Raw genomic sequence first — 16,807 nt, forward strand, 5'->3', positions numbered from 1 at the left:
CATATATTTCAGGCCGCATGAGTAAATTAAAACTGCTTAAACAACTTACTTCCCGCCGCCAGTTACTTCTGACGGGCCTGGCGGCGCTGACCGTAGCAAGCACTACAAAAGCACTTGCAAAAGAAACGGCTCAGCCACTGAAAACACACAATGCCCACAGCAAGGCAAAAACCAGCCATATACGCGCCCGGCGCATTGTTATGATTGACCCGGGGCACGGTGGTATTGATTCAGGAGCCATTGGCCATCATGGTTCGGAAGAAAAACATGTCGTGCTGGCTATCGCCAAATATGTGCGGGGTATGTTGCGCCAGAAAGGTTTCGATGCCCGTCTGACCCGGACTACCGATACGTTTATTCCGCTGTATGACCGGGTTGAGATAGCGCACAAACATGGCGCTGACCTGTTTTTATCCATTCACGCCGATGGGTTTACCAGCCCACAGGCTTCCGGTGCTTCGGTGTTTGCACTTTCCAACCGTGGTGCCAGTAGTGCCATGGCGAAATATCTTTCCGACCGTGAAAACGCTGCAGATGATGTCGCCGGTAAGCAAGTAAAAGACCGCGACCACTATTTACAGCAGGTGCTGTTTGACCTGGTGCAGACAGATACGATTAAAAACAGTCTGACGCTCGGCTCACATATCATTCGCCAGATAAAACCAATCCACCACCTGCACAGTAACCATACTGAGCAGGCCGCGTTTGTCGTGTTAAAATCACCATCTATTCCTTCAGTTCTGGTTGAAACGTCGTTTATCACCAACCCGGCTGAAGAGCGCCAGCTTGGTACCACAGCGTTTCGCAAAAAGATAGCCACCGCCATTTCCGATGGTGTTGACAGCTACTTTAACTGGTTTGATAACCACAAAGCCCATACGCGGCACGGATAACTTATGGAACAGCCTGATTTCAATGCCGTTAAAAACTGGCTGCTGGGGTTACAGGACCACCTGTGCCAGCAATTAAGCGCCCAGGACACAGCAGAGTTTAGTGAAGATAACTGGGTTCGTGAGGGCGGCGGCGGTGGGCGGAGCCGTGTGCTGCGCGGCACTGTGTTTGAACAGGCTGGTGTGAATTTCTCTCATGTTCATGGCGACACAATGCCTGGCTCGGCTACAGCGCACCGGCCAGAACTGGCCGGGCGGAGCTTTGAAGCTATGGGGGTTTCGCTGGTTGTTCATCCTCACAACCCTTACGTGCCCACCAGCCATGCCAATGTGCGCTTTTTTATGGCAGAAAAACCGGGAGCAGACCCGGTATGGTGGTTTGGTGGCGGGTTTGACCTCACGCCGTTCTATGGTTTTAAAGAAGACGCCGTGCACTGGCATCGCACTGCATACGACTTATGTGCGCCATTTGGCAGTGAGGTGTATCCACGTTATAAAAAATGGTGCGATGAGTACTTCTGGCTGCGCCACCGTAACGAAGCCCGGGGAATTGGCGGCTTATTTTTTGATGACCTGAACACCCCCAACTTCGGGCAGTGTTTTCGCTTTACTCAGGCGGTAGGTGAAGGCTTCTCTCAGGCTTACCTGCCCATTGTTGAACGGCGTAAAGGTATTCCCTTTGGTGAACGTGAACGCCAGTTCCAGTTGTACCGCCGCGGGCGTTATGTTGAATTTAACCTGGTCTGGGACCGTGGCACGTTATTTGGTTTGCAAAGTGGCGGGCGCACGGAGTCAATTTTAATGTCCATGCCACCATTAGTGCGCTGGGAATATGACTGGTCACCAGAAGAAGGTAGCCCGGAGGCCGCGCTGTATACGGATTTTCTGCCCGTCAGGGAGTGGCTGTAATAACACCAAAAAAGCCCCACTACAAAGTGGGGCAAACAGACATCAACGTTGTAAAACGTAAAGCGCGTTATAAAACCTGGCTGTGCCAGTTCAGTAACAGGGATACGCTACGGATTACCGAGTTACAGGCAACCACAGCAAAGTATCCCCGGGTTGGTTAAATAGGTGACGTTTGCGCCTCCACCACAGCCAGTGCCACCATATTCACAATACGCCGTACAGAGGCAATAGGTGTCAGCACATGCACCGGTTTGGCTATGCCCATCAGTACCGGCCCAACGGTGACGCCTTCTGAGCTGGATACCCGCAACAGGTTGTAGCTGATACGTGCAGCCTCCATGTTCGGCATGATGAGAATATTGGCCGCACCTTTCAGTGGGCTGTCTGGCATCCGCTCATGGCGGATACTTTCCGTCAACGCCGCATCGCCATGCATCTCACCATCAATCATCAGGTCAGGTGCCCGCTCGCGTACTCGTTTCAGGGTCTCACGCATTTTCATCGCGGCAGGCGCATCAGAAGATCCGTAATTTGAGTGCGACAGCAGCGCCACGCGTGGTTCAATCCCAAACCGGCGTACTGTTTCAGCCGCCAGCAAAGTGATTTCTGTTAGTTGTTCCGGGTTGGGATCATCATTGACGTAAGTGTCAGCAATAAAGGTGTTACCGCTGGGCAGCAACAACGCATTCATCGCCCCAGCTGCTTTCACTTCATCACGGTAGCCAAACAATTTTTCCAGAATGGTGAAATGTTCGTGGTATTCCCCTACTGTGCCACAAATCAGTCCATCTGCTTCACCACGATGTACCATAATCGCACCAATCACAGTGGTGTTGCTGATAACGGTACGCTGAGCCTGTTCCTGAGTCACGCCACGGCGTTTCATCAGGTTGTAGTATTCTGTCCAGTAGGCTTTAAACCGCGGGTCGGATTCATTGTTAACAATATCGAAATCCTTACCCAGTTCAATTTGCAGGCCCAGTTTTTTGATACGCATGTCGATAACGCCCGGGCGACCAATCAGAATCGGGCGGGCCAGACCAAGGGTGACCAGCTCCTGTGTAGCATGCAGAACGCGTGGTTCTTCCCCTTCAGCCAGCACAATACGTTTTGGGTCTTTACGCGCCTGAGAGAAAATAGGCTTCATGAACAAGTTTGTTTTATAGACAAACTCAGTCAGTTTTTCCCGGTAAGCGTCCATGTCTTCAATAGGGCGTGTAGCCACACCAGAATCCATCGCGGCTTTCGCCACCGCTGGGGCAATCTTAACAATCAGGCGGGGATCAAAAGGTTTCGGGATCAGGTAATCCGGGCCAAAACTCAGCTCCTGGTCGCCATAAGCCGATGCCACAACTTCGCTTTGCTCTGCATGAGCAAGTTCAGCAATAGCACGCACCGCAGCCAGTTTCATCTCTTCGTTAATGGCCGTGGCCCCCACATCCAGCGCACCGCGGAAAATAAACGGGAAACACAAAACATTGTTCACCTGGTTGGGGTAATCGGAGCGGCCTGTACAAATAATGGCATCGGCGCGAACTTCTTTAGCCAGTGGTGGGAGAATTTCTGGCTCCGGGTTCGCCAGGGCAAGAATCAATGGCGCTTCAGCCATTTTTTTCACCATGTCCTGTGTCAGAACTTTCGGGCCAGAACATCCCAGGAAAATATCAGCACCGGCAATGACATCATCCAGTGTACGACGGCCATCATCCACCACAGCGTAGGCTGCTTTAGTTTCCACCATATTCGCATCACGCCCCTGGTAGATAACGCCTTTGGAATCACACACCACAATATTGTGTTTCTGCATGCCCAGCGCCACCAGCAGGTTCATACAGGCAATCGCGGAGGCTCCAGCCCCGGAAACCACCAGACGAACATCGCCAATATTCTTTTTCACTACCCGCAAACCATTTAATACCGCCGCGGTGCAGATGATAGCCGTACCGTGCTGATCATCATGAAAGACAGGGATCTTCATGCGTTCGCGAAGTTTCTTCTCAATGTAGAAACACTCAGGCGCTTTAATATCTTCCAGGTTGATCCCGCCAAACGTTGGCTCCAGGGCCGCTACCACGTCGATCAATTTATCCGGGTCGTGTTCGTCCACTTCAATATCGAACACATCAATACCGGCAAATTTTTTAAACAGAACGCCTTTACCTTCCATTACGGGTTTTCCGGCCAGTGCACCGATATTCCCCAACCCCAGAACGGCTGTACCGTTAGAAACTACTGCCACCAGGTTGCCACGCGCAGTATATTTATGCGCAGCAAGTGGATTTTCGGCAATTTCCAGACAGGGTGCTGCCACTCCAGGTGAATAAGCCAGCGCGAGGTCTCGTTGGGTTGCCAGTGGTTTGGTTGGCGAAACCTGAATTTTCCCCGGAACAGGGAATTCATGAAAATCGAGAGCACTTTGCTTTAGTTGTTCGTCCATTTTGTAATCCTGTTAGTTTCAAGCAGGCGATGAAAAGAAGCGGTACGATATAACCCGCCAGGCCCGACAAGTATTACCTGGCGGTGCAACCTAAACTTTGAAGGCAGTTAGATTCCTGAAAATAGTCAAAGATTTGTTAGCTAATTATAAATCGTATGTTACCCGGCTGCAGAGCCACTGCATGGGTTGTTTGCTACTCTTTTTGTAAACCAGGTCTCGCTTTTTTACCTGGCGTGTGGAGAAAGCGTCGGTTCTGAATACAGGAGAAGTCAACATGAACCAACTTGATGCAATTAAACAGTTTACGACCGTCGTCGCCGACAGTGGCGACATCTCATCTATCCTGCACTACCAGCCGCAGGATGCAACCACCAACCCTTCTTTGTTGCTCAAGGCTGCCAGCTTGCCGCAATATCAACATTTGATTGAAGATGCGCTGGCCTGGGGCAATCAGCAAGGTACAACCCAGGAAGTTCAAATTAAGGCCGCCTGCGACAAACTGGCAGTTAATGTTGGTGCGGAAATTCTGAAAAATATCCCGGGCCGGGTTTCTACCGAAGTGGACGCGCACCTCTCTTTCGATACACAAAAAAGCATTCGTAAGGCACATGAGTTAGTGGAAATGTATGCCGCTCAGGGATTCGATACGTCGCGTATTCTTATCAAGCTGGCGGCAACCTGGGAAGGCATTCTCGCGGCAGAACACCTGGAGCGAGATGGTATTCACTGTAATCTCACTTTGTTGTTTTCACTGGCTCAGGCCAGGGCCTGCGCTGAGGCAGGGGTTTTTCTTATCTCGCCTTTTGTCGGGCGTATTTATGACTGGTTCCAGGCCCGTACACCGTTATCGCCTTACATCGTGGAAGAAGACCCGGGTGTGAAATCGGTGCGTAATATTTATGATTACATGAAACGCCACCGTTACCCGACCATTATCATGGGTGCCAGCTTCCGTCGTGTTGAACAAATTCTGGCCCTGGCCGGTTGCGACCGGTTAACCATTTCACCGGCATTGCTGGAAGAATTGCAGAATAGTGATGAACCGGTTATCCGTAAATTGATCCCGTCTTCTGAAACTTTCTCAACATCACAACCGTTGAGTGAAGCTGCATTCCGCTGGGAACAAAACCAGGATGAAATGGCAACGGATAAACTGGCGGAGGGAATAAGATTATTCGCCGCTGACCAGCGCAAACTGGAAGATTTACTGGCAGCCAAAAACCAGCAGTAACAGGTTCAACAGGTGGCGGGGCCGTTATTCTGTCCGGCCTCAGCCACCTTGCCAGCTCAGGTTTTAGTTTGCCACCCACAGCGTCGGCCAGGCATCTGCGGTTTCCTGCCCGTCACACACCGGCTGGGAAGCCAGGCGCACCAGCCTGAACTGCTCATCAGTATAGCGCCAACGAGTTGTCACCCCGCAATCAGCAAACCCGCGCCCTTTATTCAGGGTAACAAACACCTGGTCATGATCATCAAAACGGGTGTTCATCAGTTCCACATCCCTGTCGTGGCCTTCCCAGTTAAAAGGCAGGCGCAGACGGATACGCCGTGCATGGAACGGTTTTTCACGGTTGAGTATCCAGACCAGATCAACCACGTTATAGGCGCCGGATTCACAACTCACCATCAGAATGGCTTTATTACCGGACAGCGGAGCAACACGAACTTCACGTTGTGAAGGATCCATTGAACAATGGCTGTTTGCCATGCGCCAGGATCCATAATCAAGCAGGCCGTTGAGCTCAGTCGCGCTGAGTGGGGCTACGGGAAGTTCAGGTTTATCGATAGTCACTAACCCTGGTGCAGGGGGAGTTTTCTGTGGCGGTAAGTCACCGGGATCAATCCAGGCGCTTTGGTTACCCTGGCGTTTCTGCGTGGTATCGATAAATTCCAGAGCACGTTTCAGGCCATCAAGGGAAACCGAACCCTGAGCATGAGCAAGCGTGATGGGGGAATTATCCGTGTCTGCCGCCAGTTTGCGTAGCAGAGCCGTTATTACCCCCGGATTGGTGGTTTTTAACCGATGAGGGGTAATTTGCCAGGATTTTTTATCCAGTTGTAAGGGCTTTCCTCGCCATAACAGGCGACCATTAATCGCCGGGAGCTTTGTTGGTGGCGCATAAAGCGAACCCAGCTCGATACGTAAAGACATATCGTCTTTGGCACCAGCACTGCGCGATAGCGCCATTATCAACCCGTGATGGTGGCTGACATTACGCGCCTGGCAAAAATTTTGGTTATTACAGGTGACCAGCCAGTCAGCAAATTGCTGCTGCACGGGGCCAGCCAAAGCGAGCCCCGGCAACATGCCGGATAATAAAATACCCAGAAAAAAGAGATGACCGGATGATAAGCGCACAGACAATCCTGTAAACCAGAAAAGCAAAATAATGTCGCCGTATCTTCGTTCCCCTTGTGGGCTGGCTCAATAAGATTTGTCGGATTGAAAAAAAACGAATCTCAAAATGAAGGTGACCGTTAATCCATATAGCCGCTTAATTTAAGATGTTGCAGTAAAATCACTGTCTTGCCATCGCGAATCTCGCCGTTACGTACTTTTTCCATCGCATCATCAAAAGCCATTTCAATAACATCAATAGCTTCATCATCAACGCCGCCCCCGGCACTTTTCTTCAGTTGCGCGTTATAGGGTGCAATGAAGAAATAAACCACTTCCGTTACCCCACCAGGAGACATATACAGTTCAAAGACTTTTTCGACCTCGCCTACCTGGTAACCGGTTTCTTCCATCGCTTCTTTACGGGCGCAGGCTTCAGGTGCATCGTTGTCCAGTAACCCGGCACAGGCTTCAATCAGCCGTCCATCCTCGTTGCCATTCACCCAGGTTGCCACACGAAACTGGCGGGTCAACACCACACTGCGCTGGTCGCGGTTATACAGCAAGATTGTTGCACCGTTTCCCCGGTCATAGACTTCGCGTTTTTGGCGAATAACTTCACCATTATTACGGGTCAGTTCGTAGGTGATATTACGCAGAATAAAATAATTATCAGAGAGGACTTTGTCTTTGATGATAGTAATTTTTGGCGGCATAGCGGCTCCCGAAATCAGACAAGAGTCACCATACTACGCCGCCAGAGGCAATTTGTCGTTGCCGTTTTATTACCGTTAAAGCGCGATTACAGCCATGACTGCTGGGGTACAATACTGAGGTAATTCATAATCCCCTGCGCCGCATGACGCCCTTCCGCCATTGCTGTTACTACCAGATCGGCTCCGCGTACTGCATCACCACCGGCAAAGATTTTCGGATGGCTGGTCTGGTAACGGTAAGTGCTGGTGACATGTGCCAGAATACGCCCCCGGTTATCCAGAGAAACACCTTGTTCTTCCAGCCACGGTAAACTGTGTGGATGAAACCCAAATGCCATTAACACGGCGTCAGCTGGCAACACGAACTCACTATCTTCAATGGGTACGGGACGCCGCCGCCCGGCACTGTCTGGCTCGCCCATGCAGGTACGCTGCATGCGAATGCCTGCAACACCACCTTGCTCATTAAGCACAATTTCCAGTGGCTGAACGTTAAACTCAAAAGCCGCGCCTTCTTCCCGTGCATTTTTCACCTCTTTTTTCGAACCAGGCATATTGGCTTCATCACGCCGGTAGGCACAGGTGACACTGGCCGCATTCTGCCGCAAAGCAGTGCGCACACAATCCATTGCGGTATCCCCGCCCCCCAGTACCACGACATCTTTCCCGGCCAGATTCGCATATGGCGCATTAGGTGATTCGGGCAGCCCCATAACATTACGCGTGCTGGCAATTAAGTACGGCAGTGCATCATGGACGCCTGGCGCATCTTCATTTGCCAACCCAGCCTTCATTGAGCGATAGGTTCCTACACCAACAAAAACCGCATCGTACTCATCGAGAATATGTTGTAGCGTAATATCCGCCCCCACCTCGCAATTCAGATGAAATGTCACCCCCATTTCAGTGAAGATCTCCCGGCGGCGTTGTAACAACGCTTTATCCAGTTTAAACGCCGGAATACCAAATGTGAGCAACCCACCAATTTCAGGATGGCGATCAAACACAGTTACCGAGACACCGTTGCGAGTCAGAACATCCGCGCAGGCAAGCCCTGCCGGGCCTGCGCCAATCACAGCGACAGATTTATTAGCGGGTGAAATATTACCCAGCTGAGGTTTCCAGCCCGCGGAGAAGGCCTGATCGGTAATATAACGCTCGATGTTACCAATGGTGACGGCTCCGGATTTGTCACGCAGTGTGCACTGGCTTTCGCACAGGCGGTCTTGCGGGCATACACGCCCGGTAATTTCAGGCAGGCTGTTGGTCTGGTGTGAGAGTTCAACGGCTTCCATCACCCTGCCTTCTCTGACCAACTCTATCCACTGTGGAATAGAGTTATGTAACGGGCAGGTCCACTCACAGATGCTATGTTCGCCACAAGTCAGGCAACGACGAGCCGCATTGCTGGCCTGGTTGCGGTCATAAGTCAGGTAAATTTCATCAAAGCAGCGTTTACGCCGCTCTGCATCAAGTTTGGCAGCTTCTTCACGGTGGGCAGTAGTGCGCATTTGCTGAACTTTGGTATTCACACCCGCTTTCATCGGAACACCGCCACCGGCTTCACGCCCGGCAGCTTGCTGGCGGCGTTGTCTGGTAAGGGATGTAAGCGTTTGTGGAGTAATCAGCTTTAATGCCCCGCTTGGGCAATTTTCCACACAGGCGGGGCCAGACTCCCGCCCCGCACATAAATCACATTTCTGAGCAATACCCCGGCCTGCGGCTTCCGGTGCATCAACCACAATGTCCATCGCCCCGAACGGACAGGCGACAACACAAGACTTGCAACCAATACATCTCTGGTTACGCAACTGGATAGTGCCAGCTTCACGATAAATTGCGTCGTTTGGGCAGCTTTGCAGGCAGGGGGCATCTTCGCAGTGGCGGCAGGTTACTGCACTGCGCTGCTCACCTTGCGCAATTACATGAATTCGCGGCAAAAACTGTTCCGGCGCGGCAACATGGCGTTCATTATTATGGGACATCACGCAGGCGACTTCACAGGCATGGCATCCCAGGCAATCCTGGGTGTTGGCAATAACAAAACGATTCATCATTTATTCTGGCCATTATTAACAGGTACAGTTTTTATAAGCGCCCGCACTTCAGCAGAAGAACCACCAGCAGACCAGACTGCCACCTTCCCCTTGCAGGTCACGGTACCCTTCACGAAAAGCCATAAGGGTATAAACTCATTTAATTACCCGACCTGTTTGTGGTAAGGCAATGTTCAGTTGTCCAGGTTTATCTGGAAAATGCAGTTATACTGTGTTGGATCAAATAATTGTCATTTTTTATAAAACATAGTTTTATTTAATATGGAATTTTATGAGGGTACCTCTGTATCACTGGATGCAGCGATATCAAAAAAGATCCTGCAAAAGTGGCGATTCTTCCGACATAATTACTTTCAGGTAACGCTTTACTGATACGTTTGTTAAAAGGACGGCATGTGATCGTTAAGCAATCAGTATCTTCAACCCTTGCCCGTGCATTCCTGTATATTGTTCTGGTTTCACTGCTGTCCACTGGTCTGGCACTGGTAACGCTTTCCAGTAGTCTGCGAGATGCGCAAGCTGTGAATATTGCCGGTTCATTACGCATGCAAAGTTACCGGATGGGCTATGATTTGCAGGCTGCGCCCGACATGCTGCCTGAGCACCAGAAGAAATATACTGCTTCTCTTAACTCCCCTGTTTTTCACGCGCTGGACCATTGGTATGTTCCCACCAATGTACGCAAACAGTATGCTCAAATTCAGGCTGCGTGGAAGGAAATGCAACGCCAGCTTCAGGCGGGAAACCACGACTGGTATCACCAAAATATTGCCAACTATGTTAGCAACATCAACGAATTCGTTTTTGCTCTGCAACTGTATGCGGAAAAGAAAGTGATGCTGGTGGCAATCTTTGCCGCACTCGGTTTTATGACCATCTTACTGGTTATCTTTTTTACGCTGGAACGCATCCGCCTGCATGTCGTGTCTCCGCTTGAGTCACTGGTTACTGCCAGTAAAAAAATTCAGAGTGGCGTGTTCCACATTCCTCCACTGCGTACCGACTTACCGAATGAACTGGGTATGCTGTCGCGCAGTTTTACTGCCATGACAGATGAGTTAAATAAGTTTTACCGTTCGCTGGAAGAAAAGGTCACGGAGAAGACACTGGATTTACAGCAAGCCAACCGTATGCTGGAAGTGTTGTACAACTGCTCCCAGGCAATGAACACCAGCTCGATGGACCCGCTGAGCTTTCGCCACATTTTGCAAATAATCCGCCAGCATGAACATGTTGAGTGTATTGAAATGCTGGTAGGGGAAAACTGGTCCATACGTGAAGGTAGCGAAGTACCAGATTGCGACTGGCAGACCATTCCGGTCACCATGCAGGATACAGTGTTTGGCCAGTTACGCTGGCAGGCTGAGCCCAAAACCCCACCTGCACAGATGATGGAAAGTATCGCTAATATGTTAGGCCGGGGGCTGTTTTTCAACCAGGCGCAAAAACACTATCAGCAACTGTTGTTAATGGAGGAACGAGCTACTATTGCCCGCGAATTGCATGATTCCCTGGCTCAGGTGCTTTCTTACCTGCGCATTCAGATGGCGCTGCTCAACCGGAGTGTTCCTCAGGAAAACCCGATGGCGCGACAAATCATTGAGGATTTTTCTAAAGCGCTGAATGATGCCTACCGGCAATTGCGCGAACTGTTGTCAACATTCCGCCTGACACTGCAACAGGCCGATCTGTCTGCTGCCCTGCATGAAATGATTGAACCTTTACGAGCACAAACTACGGCACAAATCCACCTGGACTGCCGGATGCCCACCCAGGCCCTGGACGCACAGCAACAAGTACACTTACTGCAACTGATACGGGAGGCGGTACTCAATGCCATTAAACACGCCAATGCCAGTGAAATATCGGTAAGTTGTATTTCTTCTCCCGACGGCGGCCACGCTGTTTATGTTCGTGATAATGGCCGGGGGATTCAAAGCCTTGAAGAACCTGCCGGGCATTACGGCTTAAATATTATGCATGAACGGGCACAACGTCTTGGTGGCAAACTGGCTATCTCATGCCCGGTAACGGGTGGGACGCTGGTAAGCCTGAGTTTTTCAACCGATGCCGGCAACACAACCGGTGCTACAACATCGTGATTATCGCAGGGGGAATTATGCCACACACAGATCCATGCCGTATTTTAGTTGTTGATGATCATCCATTAATTCGCAAAGGGGTTCGCCAGCTTATCGAACTGGAAGACGATCTGGTTATCATTGGTGAAGCAGAAGACGGGCAACAGACACTGGATCAGGTTGCTGCGCTGATGCCGGATTTAATCATTCTTGATTTGAATATGAGTGGTATGAGTGGGCTGGAAGCTTTACGCATTTTGCGCGCTCAGCAAACTATTGCCCATGTATTGATTCTTACTATCTCAGATGCTCCGGAAGATATGCAGGCAGCGCTGGCTGCAGGTGCTGATGATTACCTGGTTAAAGATAACGACCCGGAACTATTGCTTTCTGCAATTAAAACAGGTGCGCAAAGAGGGCGGGAGCGCCGCCATCACCAGCAAAAATAACAAACATCACTTTGTGAAAAATCGCACTTTTATCACTTTTTGCTTTTTTGCAAATATGTTATTTAATTGCTCCAGGAAAATAATTGTAAAAATAAAACGTTATTTCTAAAAAACACATACACTGATTCCCTGTTTTCTGCATGCTGTGACTCCAGTATGAAGTTGGCATGCACAGGTAACTGATAATAATGAATTATCTTCTTTGAGGATTCCGCCAACATGGCGAACTTTTTTATTAATCGCCCAATTTTTGCCTGGGTTATCGCCATTCTGTTGTGCCTGACAGGGTTAATGGCCATCATTTCCCTTCCCGTTGAACAATATCCCAGTTTAGCCCCGCCAAATGTTCGTATCACTGCGAATTACCCGGGCGCTTCTGCGCAAACCATGGAAAACACCGTCACGCAGATTATTGAGCAGAACTTAACGGGTATCGATAACCTGATGTATATGTCTTCGCAGAGTACCAGTTCTGGTCAGGCGATTATTACCCTCAGTTTTGAGGCCGGAACCAATCCGGATGAAGCCGTGCAACAGGTCCAGAACCAGTTGCAAACTGCAATGCGTAAATTACCTCAGGCCGTCCAGAACCAGGGAGTAACCGTACGTAAAACAGGTGATACCAATATTCTGACTATCGCATTTGTTTCAACCGATGGCAGTATGGGTAAACAGGATATTGCCGATTACGTCGCCAGTAATATTCAGGACCCGATCAGCCGTATTGATGGCGTGGGTGATATTGATGCCTATGGTTCCCAATACTCCATGCGCATCTGGCTCAACCCGGTAAAACTCAACAGTTACCAGCTCACTACCGCTGATGTGGTCAGTGCAATTACTTCCCAGAACAGCCAGATTGCAGTCGGGCAATTGGGGGGGTTACCTTCCCTCGACACACAGGCGCTGAACGCCACAATTAATGCACAGTCGTTGTTACAAACCCCGGCACAGTTCAGAGCCATCACGCTGAAAGTTAACCAGGATGGTTCGATGGTCACGCTCGGTGATGTCGCCAAAGTGGAACTGGGTGCGGAAAGTTATGACTACTTAAGCCGTTACAATGGGCAGCCGGCATCTGGTCTGGGAATTAAACTGGCATCCGGTGCCAATGAAATGGAAACGGCGAAACGCGTGCTGGCTAAACTTGATGAACTCTCTCCTTATTTCCCGCACGGCCTGGAATACCGGGTTGCTTACGAAACGTCATCATTTGTTAAAGCATCGATTACCGATGTTGTGAAAACCCTGGTCGAAGCGGTTTTCCTGGTATTTTTAGTCATGTACCTGTTTTTGCAAAACTTCAGGGCAACGTTAATCCCCACCATTGCTGTTCCTGTTGTGTTGTCCGGTACGTTTGCGGTGTTGTACACCCTTGGTTACAGCATCAACACACTCACTATGTTTGCGATGGTGCTGGCAATTGGGCTATTGGTTGATGATGCCATTGTGGTGGTGGAAAACGTCGAACGTATTATGGCGGAAGAAGGGCTCTCTCCCAGAGCCGCCACCCGTAAATCGATGAAACAAATCCAAAGTGCGCTGGTCGGGATAACCATGGTGCTTAGCGCGGTGTTTATTCCCATGGCGTTTTTTGGTGGTACCACCGGTGCTATTTACCGGCAGTTTTCCGTTACTATCGTTACCGCCATGGTGCTGTCGGTTCTGGTTGCGATGATTCTTACGCCCGCACTGTGTGCAACGCTGCTTAAGCCACATTCTCAAGGGCATTCCCAAGGGAAGAAAGGTTTCTTTGGCTGGTTCAACCGCACATTTACCAAAAGCACGTTACGCTATGAGCGCGCCGTTGGTCACATTCTGCAACGCAGCCTGCGCTGGATGCTGCTTTATGTGCTACTGATTGGCGCAATGGCTGTCCTGTTTTTACGCTTACCCACTTCGTTTTTACCCACAGAAGACCGGGGGATGTTCCTGGCTTCAGTACAGCTCCCCAGTGGCTCCACGCAACACCAGACTCTGAAGGTGGTTGAAAAAATAGAGCACTACTTCCTGCAAGACGAGAAGAAGAATGTCGTTTCTGTTTTTGCCACAGTTGGCGCAGGGCCGGGGGGGAACGGGCAAAATGTCGCACGGTTGTTTATTCGCCTGAAAGACTGGAGTGAGCGGGAATCTAAAACGGACACCGCATCTGCCATCATTCAACGCGCGACAAAAGCGCTGTCACATATTCGTGAAGCGCGTATTTTTGTGAATAACCCCGCCCCTATCAGTGGGCTGGGGAGCGCTGCCGGGTTCGATATGGAGCTACAGGATCACGCTGGCGCCGGGCACGATGCACTGATGCAGGCCAGAGACCAGCTTCTTGCCATGGCTGCCAACAATCCCGATTTGGTGCGAGTGCGCCACAATGGGCTGGACGACAGCCCGCAACTACGTATTGATGTTGACCAGCGTAAAGCTCAGGCTTTAGGTGTTTCAGTCAATGACATCAACAGTATTTTGCAAACTGCCTGGGGTTCCAGCTATGTGAATGACTTTATGGATCGTGGGCGCGTGAAAAAAGTTTATGTGCAGGGCGAAGCCCGGTATCGCATGCTGCCTGATGACATCAACCAGTGGTATGTTCGTAACAGTAGTGGCGGTATGGTGCCGTTTTCTGCTTTTGCCTCTTCTCACTGGGAAACCGGCTCACCAAGGCTTGAACGTTACAATGGTTATTCTGCGGTGGAGATCCTCGGCGAAGCGGCACCGGGCGTCAGTAGCGGGACGGCCATGAATATCATGGAAGACCTGGTGAGAAAACTACCGGGTAATTTTGGTTTTGAATGGACAGCCTTGTCGTATCAGGAGCGCCTGTCTGGTGCGCAGGCACCAGCATTATATGGTTTATCCTTACTGGTTATCTTCCTGTGCCTAGCAGCACTCTACGAAAGTTGGTCAGTGCCCTTCTCAGTCATGCTGGTGGTTCCACTTGGGGTAATTGGCGCACTGGTTGCCACCTGGTTACGCGGGCTGGAGAACGATGTTTACTTCCAGGTCGGGCTGTTGACTGTGATTGGGATATCCGCGAAGAATGCCATCCTGATTGTGGAGTTTGCCAATGAGCGCAACGCCAGTGGGGCAACATTGCTGGACGCCACTCTGGAAGCCTGTCGCCAGCGCCTGCGCCCTATTCTAATGACCTCACTGGCCTTTGTATTCGGGGTATTACCCATGGCAATGAGTTCTGGCGCGGGCTCTGCCAGCCAGCATGCAGTTGGCACCGGGGTGATGGGAGGGATGATTTCCGCCACTATTCTGGCTATTTTCTTTGTCCCGCTGTTCTTTACGCTTATTCGGCGCCGCTTCCCGCTGCCACCGTCTTATGACGACTGACAGATAACTGGCGCAGTTCGGGCAGAAAACAAAAAGGCGACATTCACGTCGCCTTTTTCATTTCATTGTTTGACCGTTTGTTCGCTATAGCAGCGATGGACGATCACCACACTGCTTCTTCTTTAAAAACAGAAAGATTATTTACGCAACATGCCTGCGATAAAATCTTTCCAGTTCCCCAGTTCGCGTTCAATCATAACAACCTCTCTTATAATTGACTTAATAATACAAAAAATTATCAATGATGTGAAGAAAATTTATCCAATGGTTGTGATAAGTTTTTTCAGTGTTCGCTGGTGATTACCTTTGCGTCTTGCTAATAATATCGGCTTATGATGGAAAACATTATGTGACGCAACGCAATAATTACGCTATGAAATGAAAAAAAAGGTGATCCAGATATGATTATTTTAACCGATAAAAATGATGCCAAAATTAATTGGCAAGAAGTGGCAAACCTTATTGAGTCAGGAGGGTTAAATAAACGTAACCCTTGTGAGGTAGAGCACGCATTTATGCACAGCACCTTTACCTGGTTTGGCTTTGAAGCAGGGGAACTGGTCGCTACTGCCCGTGCAATCAGTGACTTAACCTGGGCGAGTTATTTGGCTGATGTCGTTGTTTCCCCCGCCTTTCAGGGTACCGGACTGGGAAAGCAACTGATGCTTATGATTAAAGAAACCTTGTCACCTTACGGCAAAACTTTCATTTATGCAGTACCAGATAAAATACCCTTTTATGAAAAGCACGGCTTTTGTGTATTGTTAACTGGAATGGTATGCGATAAGAGTGAAAACTTATTCACTCTACGGAAAAACGGATATATTCGATGAAAAGTTTGTCATGTTATTTGAACGGCATGGTTAATTATTTTGATGATGATTTCAGGTGCAAGTATTTCCGCCTCATTTATCGTTGTCATTCTCAGCCAATAATATGAGAAAACATGTAATAACAATATATATAAAGTGGTTATTAGTTTGCGCTCGCACCAGGTTCTTCCTCACATGGTAAGTGCTAACTGGCTGCTTTCACAGGCAACTGACCCTGTGAATACCCTACTGTGGCGGCAAACAGCCGGGGATTATTTAATCAATCTATCGTTCAGTTATGGATCTGCCGCGGTGTGTACGGCATTATCAACGGTCAGGTTTTTACCTATGAGATAAAGACAAAGCACAAACATCCTATATAACAGGTGACACAGATTCATGGTAACCCCGGCAAACTCGACAACATTAATACTTTACGGCATTAAAAATTGCGACACGATTAAAAAAGCCCGCCGCTGGCTGGACGCACATCAGGTGACTTATCAGTTTCATGATTACCGTGCTGATGGTCTGGACGATGTGCTGTTGGATAGCTTTATAGCAGAATTGGGATGGGAAGCGCTGCTCAATACCCGTGGCACAACCTGGCGCAAGCTGGATGAAACGCATCGGGCGTCAATCACATCCGCTGAACCTGCGAAACAATTGATGAAAGAAATGCCAGCCATCATTAAACGCCCATTGCTCTGTGCCCCCGGTAAGCCTATGCTGCTGGGCTTTAGTGAAGAAAAATATCAGCAGTTTGTGAGTGAGGTGTAGTG

General features: G+C 49.7%; 13 protein-coding genes. 8 read left to right on the top strand and 5 right to left on the bottom strand.

All coding sequences use genetic code 11. The features are described from left to right. Window positions 1-17 precede the first annotated feature (17 nt). Both amiA and hemF read left to right on the top strand, forming a co-directional pair. Complete coding sequence (gene amiA, locus MPHASIOC01_RS13835) at window positions 18-893, top strand: N-acetylmuramoyl-L-alanine amidase AmiA (protein WP_064595840.1); 876 nt, start codon at window positions 18-20, stop codon at window positions 891-893. A 3-nt stretch (window positions 894-896) separates the two neighbouring features. Next, entirely contained in the window at window positions 897-1,799 is a 903-nt protein-coding gene (gene hemF / locus MPHASIOC01_RS13840; protein WP_353614883.1) for an oxygen-dependent coproporphyrinogen oxidase, read from the top strand. A gap of 157 nt (window positions 1,800-1,956) precedes the next feature. Here hemF and maeB read toward each other — a convergent pair whose 3' ends face one another. Then, the gene (gene maeB, locus MPHASIOC01_RS13845) at window positions 1,957-4,236 is read right to left on the bottom strand and encodes an NADP-dependent oxaloacetate-decarboxylating malate dehydrogenase (protein WP_064595843.1); all 2,280 of its coding nucleotides are present in this window, start codon (window positions 4,234-4,236) and stop codon (window positions 1,957-1,959) included. A 274-nt stretch (window positions 4,237-4,510) separates the two neighbouring features. Between maeB and tal the strand changes: the two genes are divergently transcribed. Beyond that, window positions 4,511-5,467: a transaldolase gene (tal, locus tag MPHASIOC01_RS13850; protein WP_064595852.1), complete on the top strand. Its 957-nt coding sequence runs from the start codon at window positions 4,511-4,513 to the stop codon at window positions 5,465-5,467. Window positions 5,468-5,530: 63 nt separating this feature from the next. On the opposite strand, the gene MPHASIOC01_RS13855 is transcribed toward tal, so the two are convergent. From MPHASIOC01_RS13855 to aegA, 3 genes are all read right to left on the bottom strand, one after another. Continuing rightward, complete coding sequence (locus MPHASIOC01_RS13855; RefSeq protein ID WP_064596083.1) at window positions 5,531-6,544, bottom strand: DUF1176 domain-containing protein; 1,014 nt, start codon at window positions 6,542-6,544, stop codon at window positions 5,531-5,533. A 170-nt stretch (window positions 6,545-6,714) separates the two neighbouring features. Continuing rightward, complete coding sequence (gene nudK, locus MPHASIOC01_RS13860; protein ID WP_064595855.1) at window positions 6,715-7,290, bottom strand: GDP-mannose pyrophosphatase NudK; 576 nt, start codon at window positions 7,288-7,290, stop codon at window positions 6,715-6,717. Window positions 7,291-7,376: 86 nt separating this feature from the next. After that, complete coding sequence (gene aegA / locus MPHASIOC01_RS13865; RefSeq protein WP_064595857.1) at window positions 7,377-9,344, bottom strand: formate-dependent uric acid utilization protein AegA; 1,968 nt, start codon at window positions 9,342-9,344, stop codon at window positions 7,377-7,379. Window positions 9,345-9,742: 398 nt separating this feature from the next. Here aegA and narQ point away from each other — a divergent pair, with 398 nt between their 5' ends. The 3 genes from narQ to acrD all read left to right on the top strand — a co-directional run bounded on the left by narQ (window position 9,743) and on the right by acrD (window position 15,213). After that, window positions 9,743-11,449 (top strand): nitrate/nitrite two-component system sensor histidine kinase NarQ, encoded by a 1,707-nt coding sequence (gene narQ, locus MPHASIOC01_RS13870; protein ID WP_156519012.1) that lies wholly within the window; start codon window positions 9,743-9,745, stop codon window positions 11,447-11,449. A gap of 17 nt (window positions 11,450-11,466) precedes the next feature. Beyond that, on the top strand, window positions 11,467-11,877 hold the full coding sequence (locus MPHASIOC01_RS13875) for a response regulator (RefSeq protein WP_353614884.1): 411 nt from the start codon (window positions 11,467-11,469) through the stop codon (window positions 11,875-11,877). Window positions 11,878-12,096: 219 nt separating this feature from the next. Then, window positions 12,097-15,213 carry a multidrug efflux RND transporter permease AcrD gene (acrD, locus tag MPHASIOC01_RS13880; RefSeq protein WP_353614885.1) on the top strand — a complete coding sequence of 1,039 codons (3,117 nt, stop codon included), beginning with the start codon at window positions 12,097-12,099 and terminating at the stop codon, window positions 15,211-15,213. A 137-nt stretch (window positions 15,214-15,350) separates the two neighbouring features. On the opposite strand, the gene ypfM is transcribed toward acrD, so the two are convergent. Further along, entirely contained in the window at window positions 15,351-15,410 is a 60-nt protein-coding gene (ypfM, locus tag MPHASIOC01_RS13885; RefSeq protein WP_110025756.1) for a protein YpfM, read from the bottom strand. A gap of 204 nt (window positions 15,411-15,614) precedes the next feature. On the opposite strand from ypfM, the gene MPHASIOC01_RS13890 reads away from it, so the two are divergent. Both MPHASIOC01_RS13890 and MPHASIOC01_RS13895 read left to right on the top strand, forming a co-directional pair. Next, window positions 15,615-16,046 carry a GNAT family N-acetyltransferase gene (locus MPHASIOC01_RS13890; RefSeq protein WP_064595862.1) on the top strand — a complete coding sequence of 144 codons (432 nt, stop codon included), beginning with the start codon at window positions 15,615-15,617 and terminating at the stop codon, window positions 16,044-16,046. Window positions 16,047-16,424: 378 nt separating this feature from the next. Continuing rightward, a complete protein-coding gene (locus MPHASIOC01_RS13895; RefSeq protein ID WP_064595865.1) occupies window positions 16,425-16,805 on the top strand; it encodes an ArsC family reductase in 381 nt (126 codons plus the stop codon). Window positions 16,806-16,807 lie beyond the last annotated feature (2 nt).

This window comes from Mangrovibacter phragmitis (assembly GCF_040429585.1).
Classification (GTDB): Bacteria; Pseudomonadota; Gammaproteobacteria; order Enterobacterales; family Enterobacteriaceae; genus Mangrovibacter; species Mangrovibacter phragmitis.

Excerpts from the sequence above, each read along its gene's own strand:
- aegA (WP_064595857.1), bottom strand. The coding sequence starts at position 9,344 with ATGAATCGTTTTGTTATTGCCAACACCCAGGATTGCCTGGGATGCCAT.
- amiA (WP_064595840.1), top strand. The coding sequence starts at position 18 with ATGAGTAAATTAAAACTGCTTAAACAACTTACTTCCCGCCGCCAGTTA.
- MPHASIOC01_RS13895 (WP_064595865.1), top strand. The coding sequence starts at position 16,425 with ATGGTAACCCCGGCAAACTCGACAACATTAATACTTTACGGCATTAAA.
- MPHASIOC01_RS13875 (WP_353614884.1), top strand. The coding sequence starts at position 11,467 with ATGCCACACACAGATCCATGCCGTATTTTAGTTGTTGATGATCATCCA.
- tal (WP_064595852.1), top strand. The coding sequence starts at position 4,511 with ATGAACCAACTTGATGCAATTAAACAGTTTACGACCGTCGTCGCCGAC.
- MPHASIOC01_RS13855 (WP_064596083.1), bottom strand. The coding sequence starts at position 6,544 with ATGTTGCCGGGGCTCGCTTTGGCTGGCCCCGTGCAGCAGCAATTTGCT.
- acrD (WP_353614885.1), top strand. The coding sequence starts at position 12,097 with ATGGCGAACTTTTTTATTAATCGCCCAATTTTTGCCTGGGTTATCGCC.
- hemF (WP_353614883.1), top strand. The coding sequence starts at position 897 with ATGGAACAGCCTGATTTCAATGCCGTTAAAAACTGGCTGCTGGGGTTA.
- MPHASIOC01_RS13890 (WP_064595862.1), top strand. The coding sequence starts at position 15,615 with ATGATTATTTTAACCGATAAAAATGATGCCAAAATTAATTGGCAAGAA.
- maeB (WP_064595843.1), bottom strand. The coding sequence starts at position 4,236 with ATGGACGAACAACTAAAGCAAAGTGCTCTCGATTTTCATGAATTCCCT.
- nudK (WP_064595855.1), bottom strand. The coding sequence starts at position 7,290 with ATGCCGCCAAAAATTACTATCATCAAAGACAAAGTCCTCTCTGATAAT.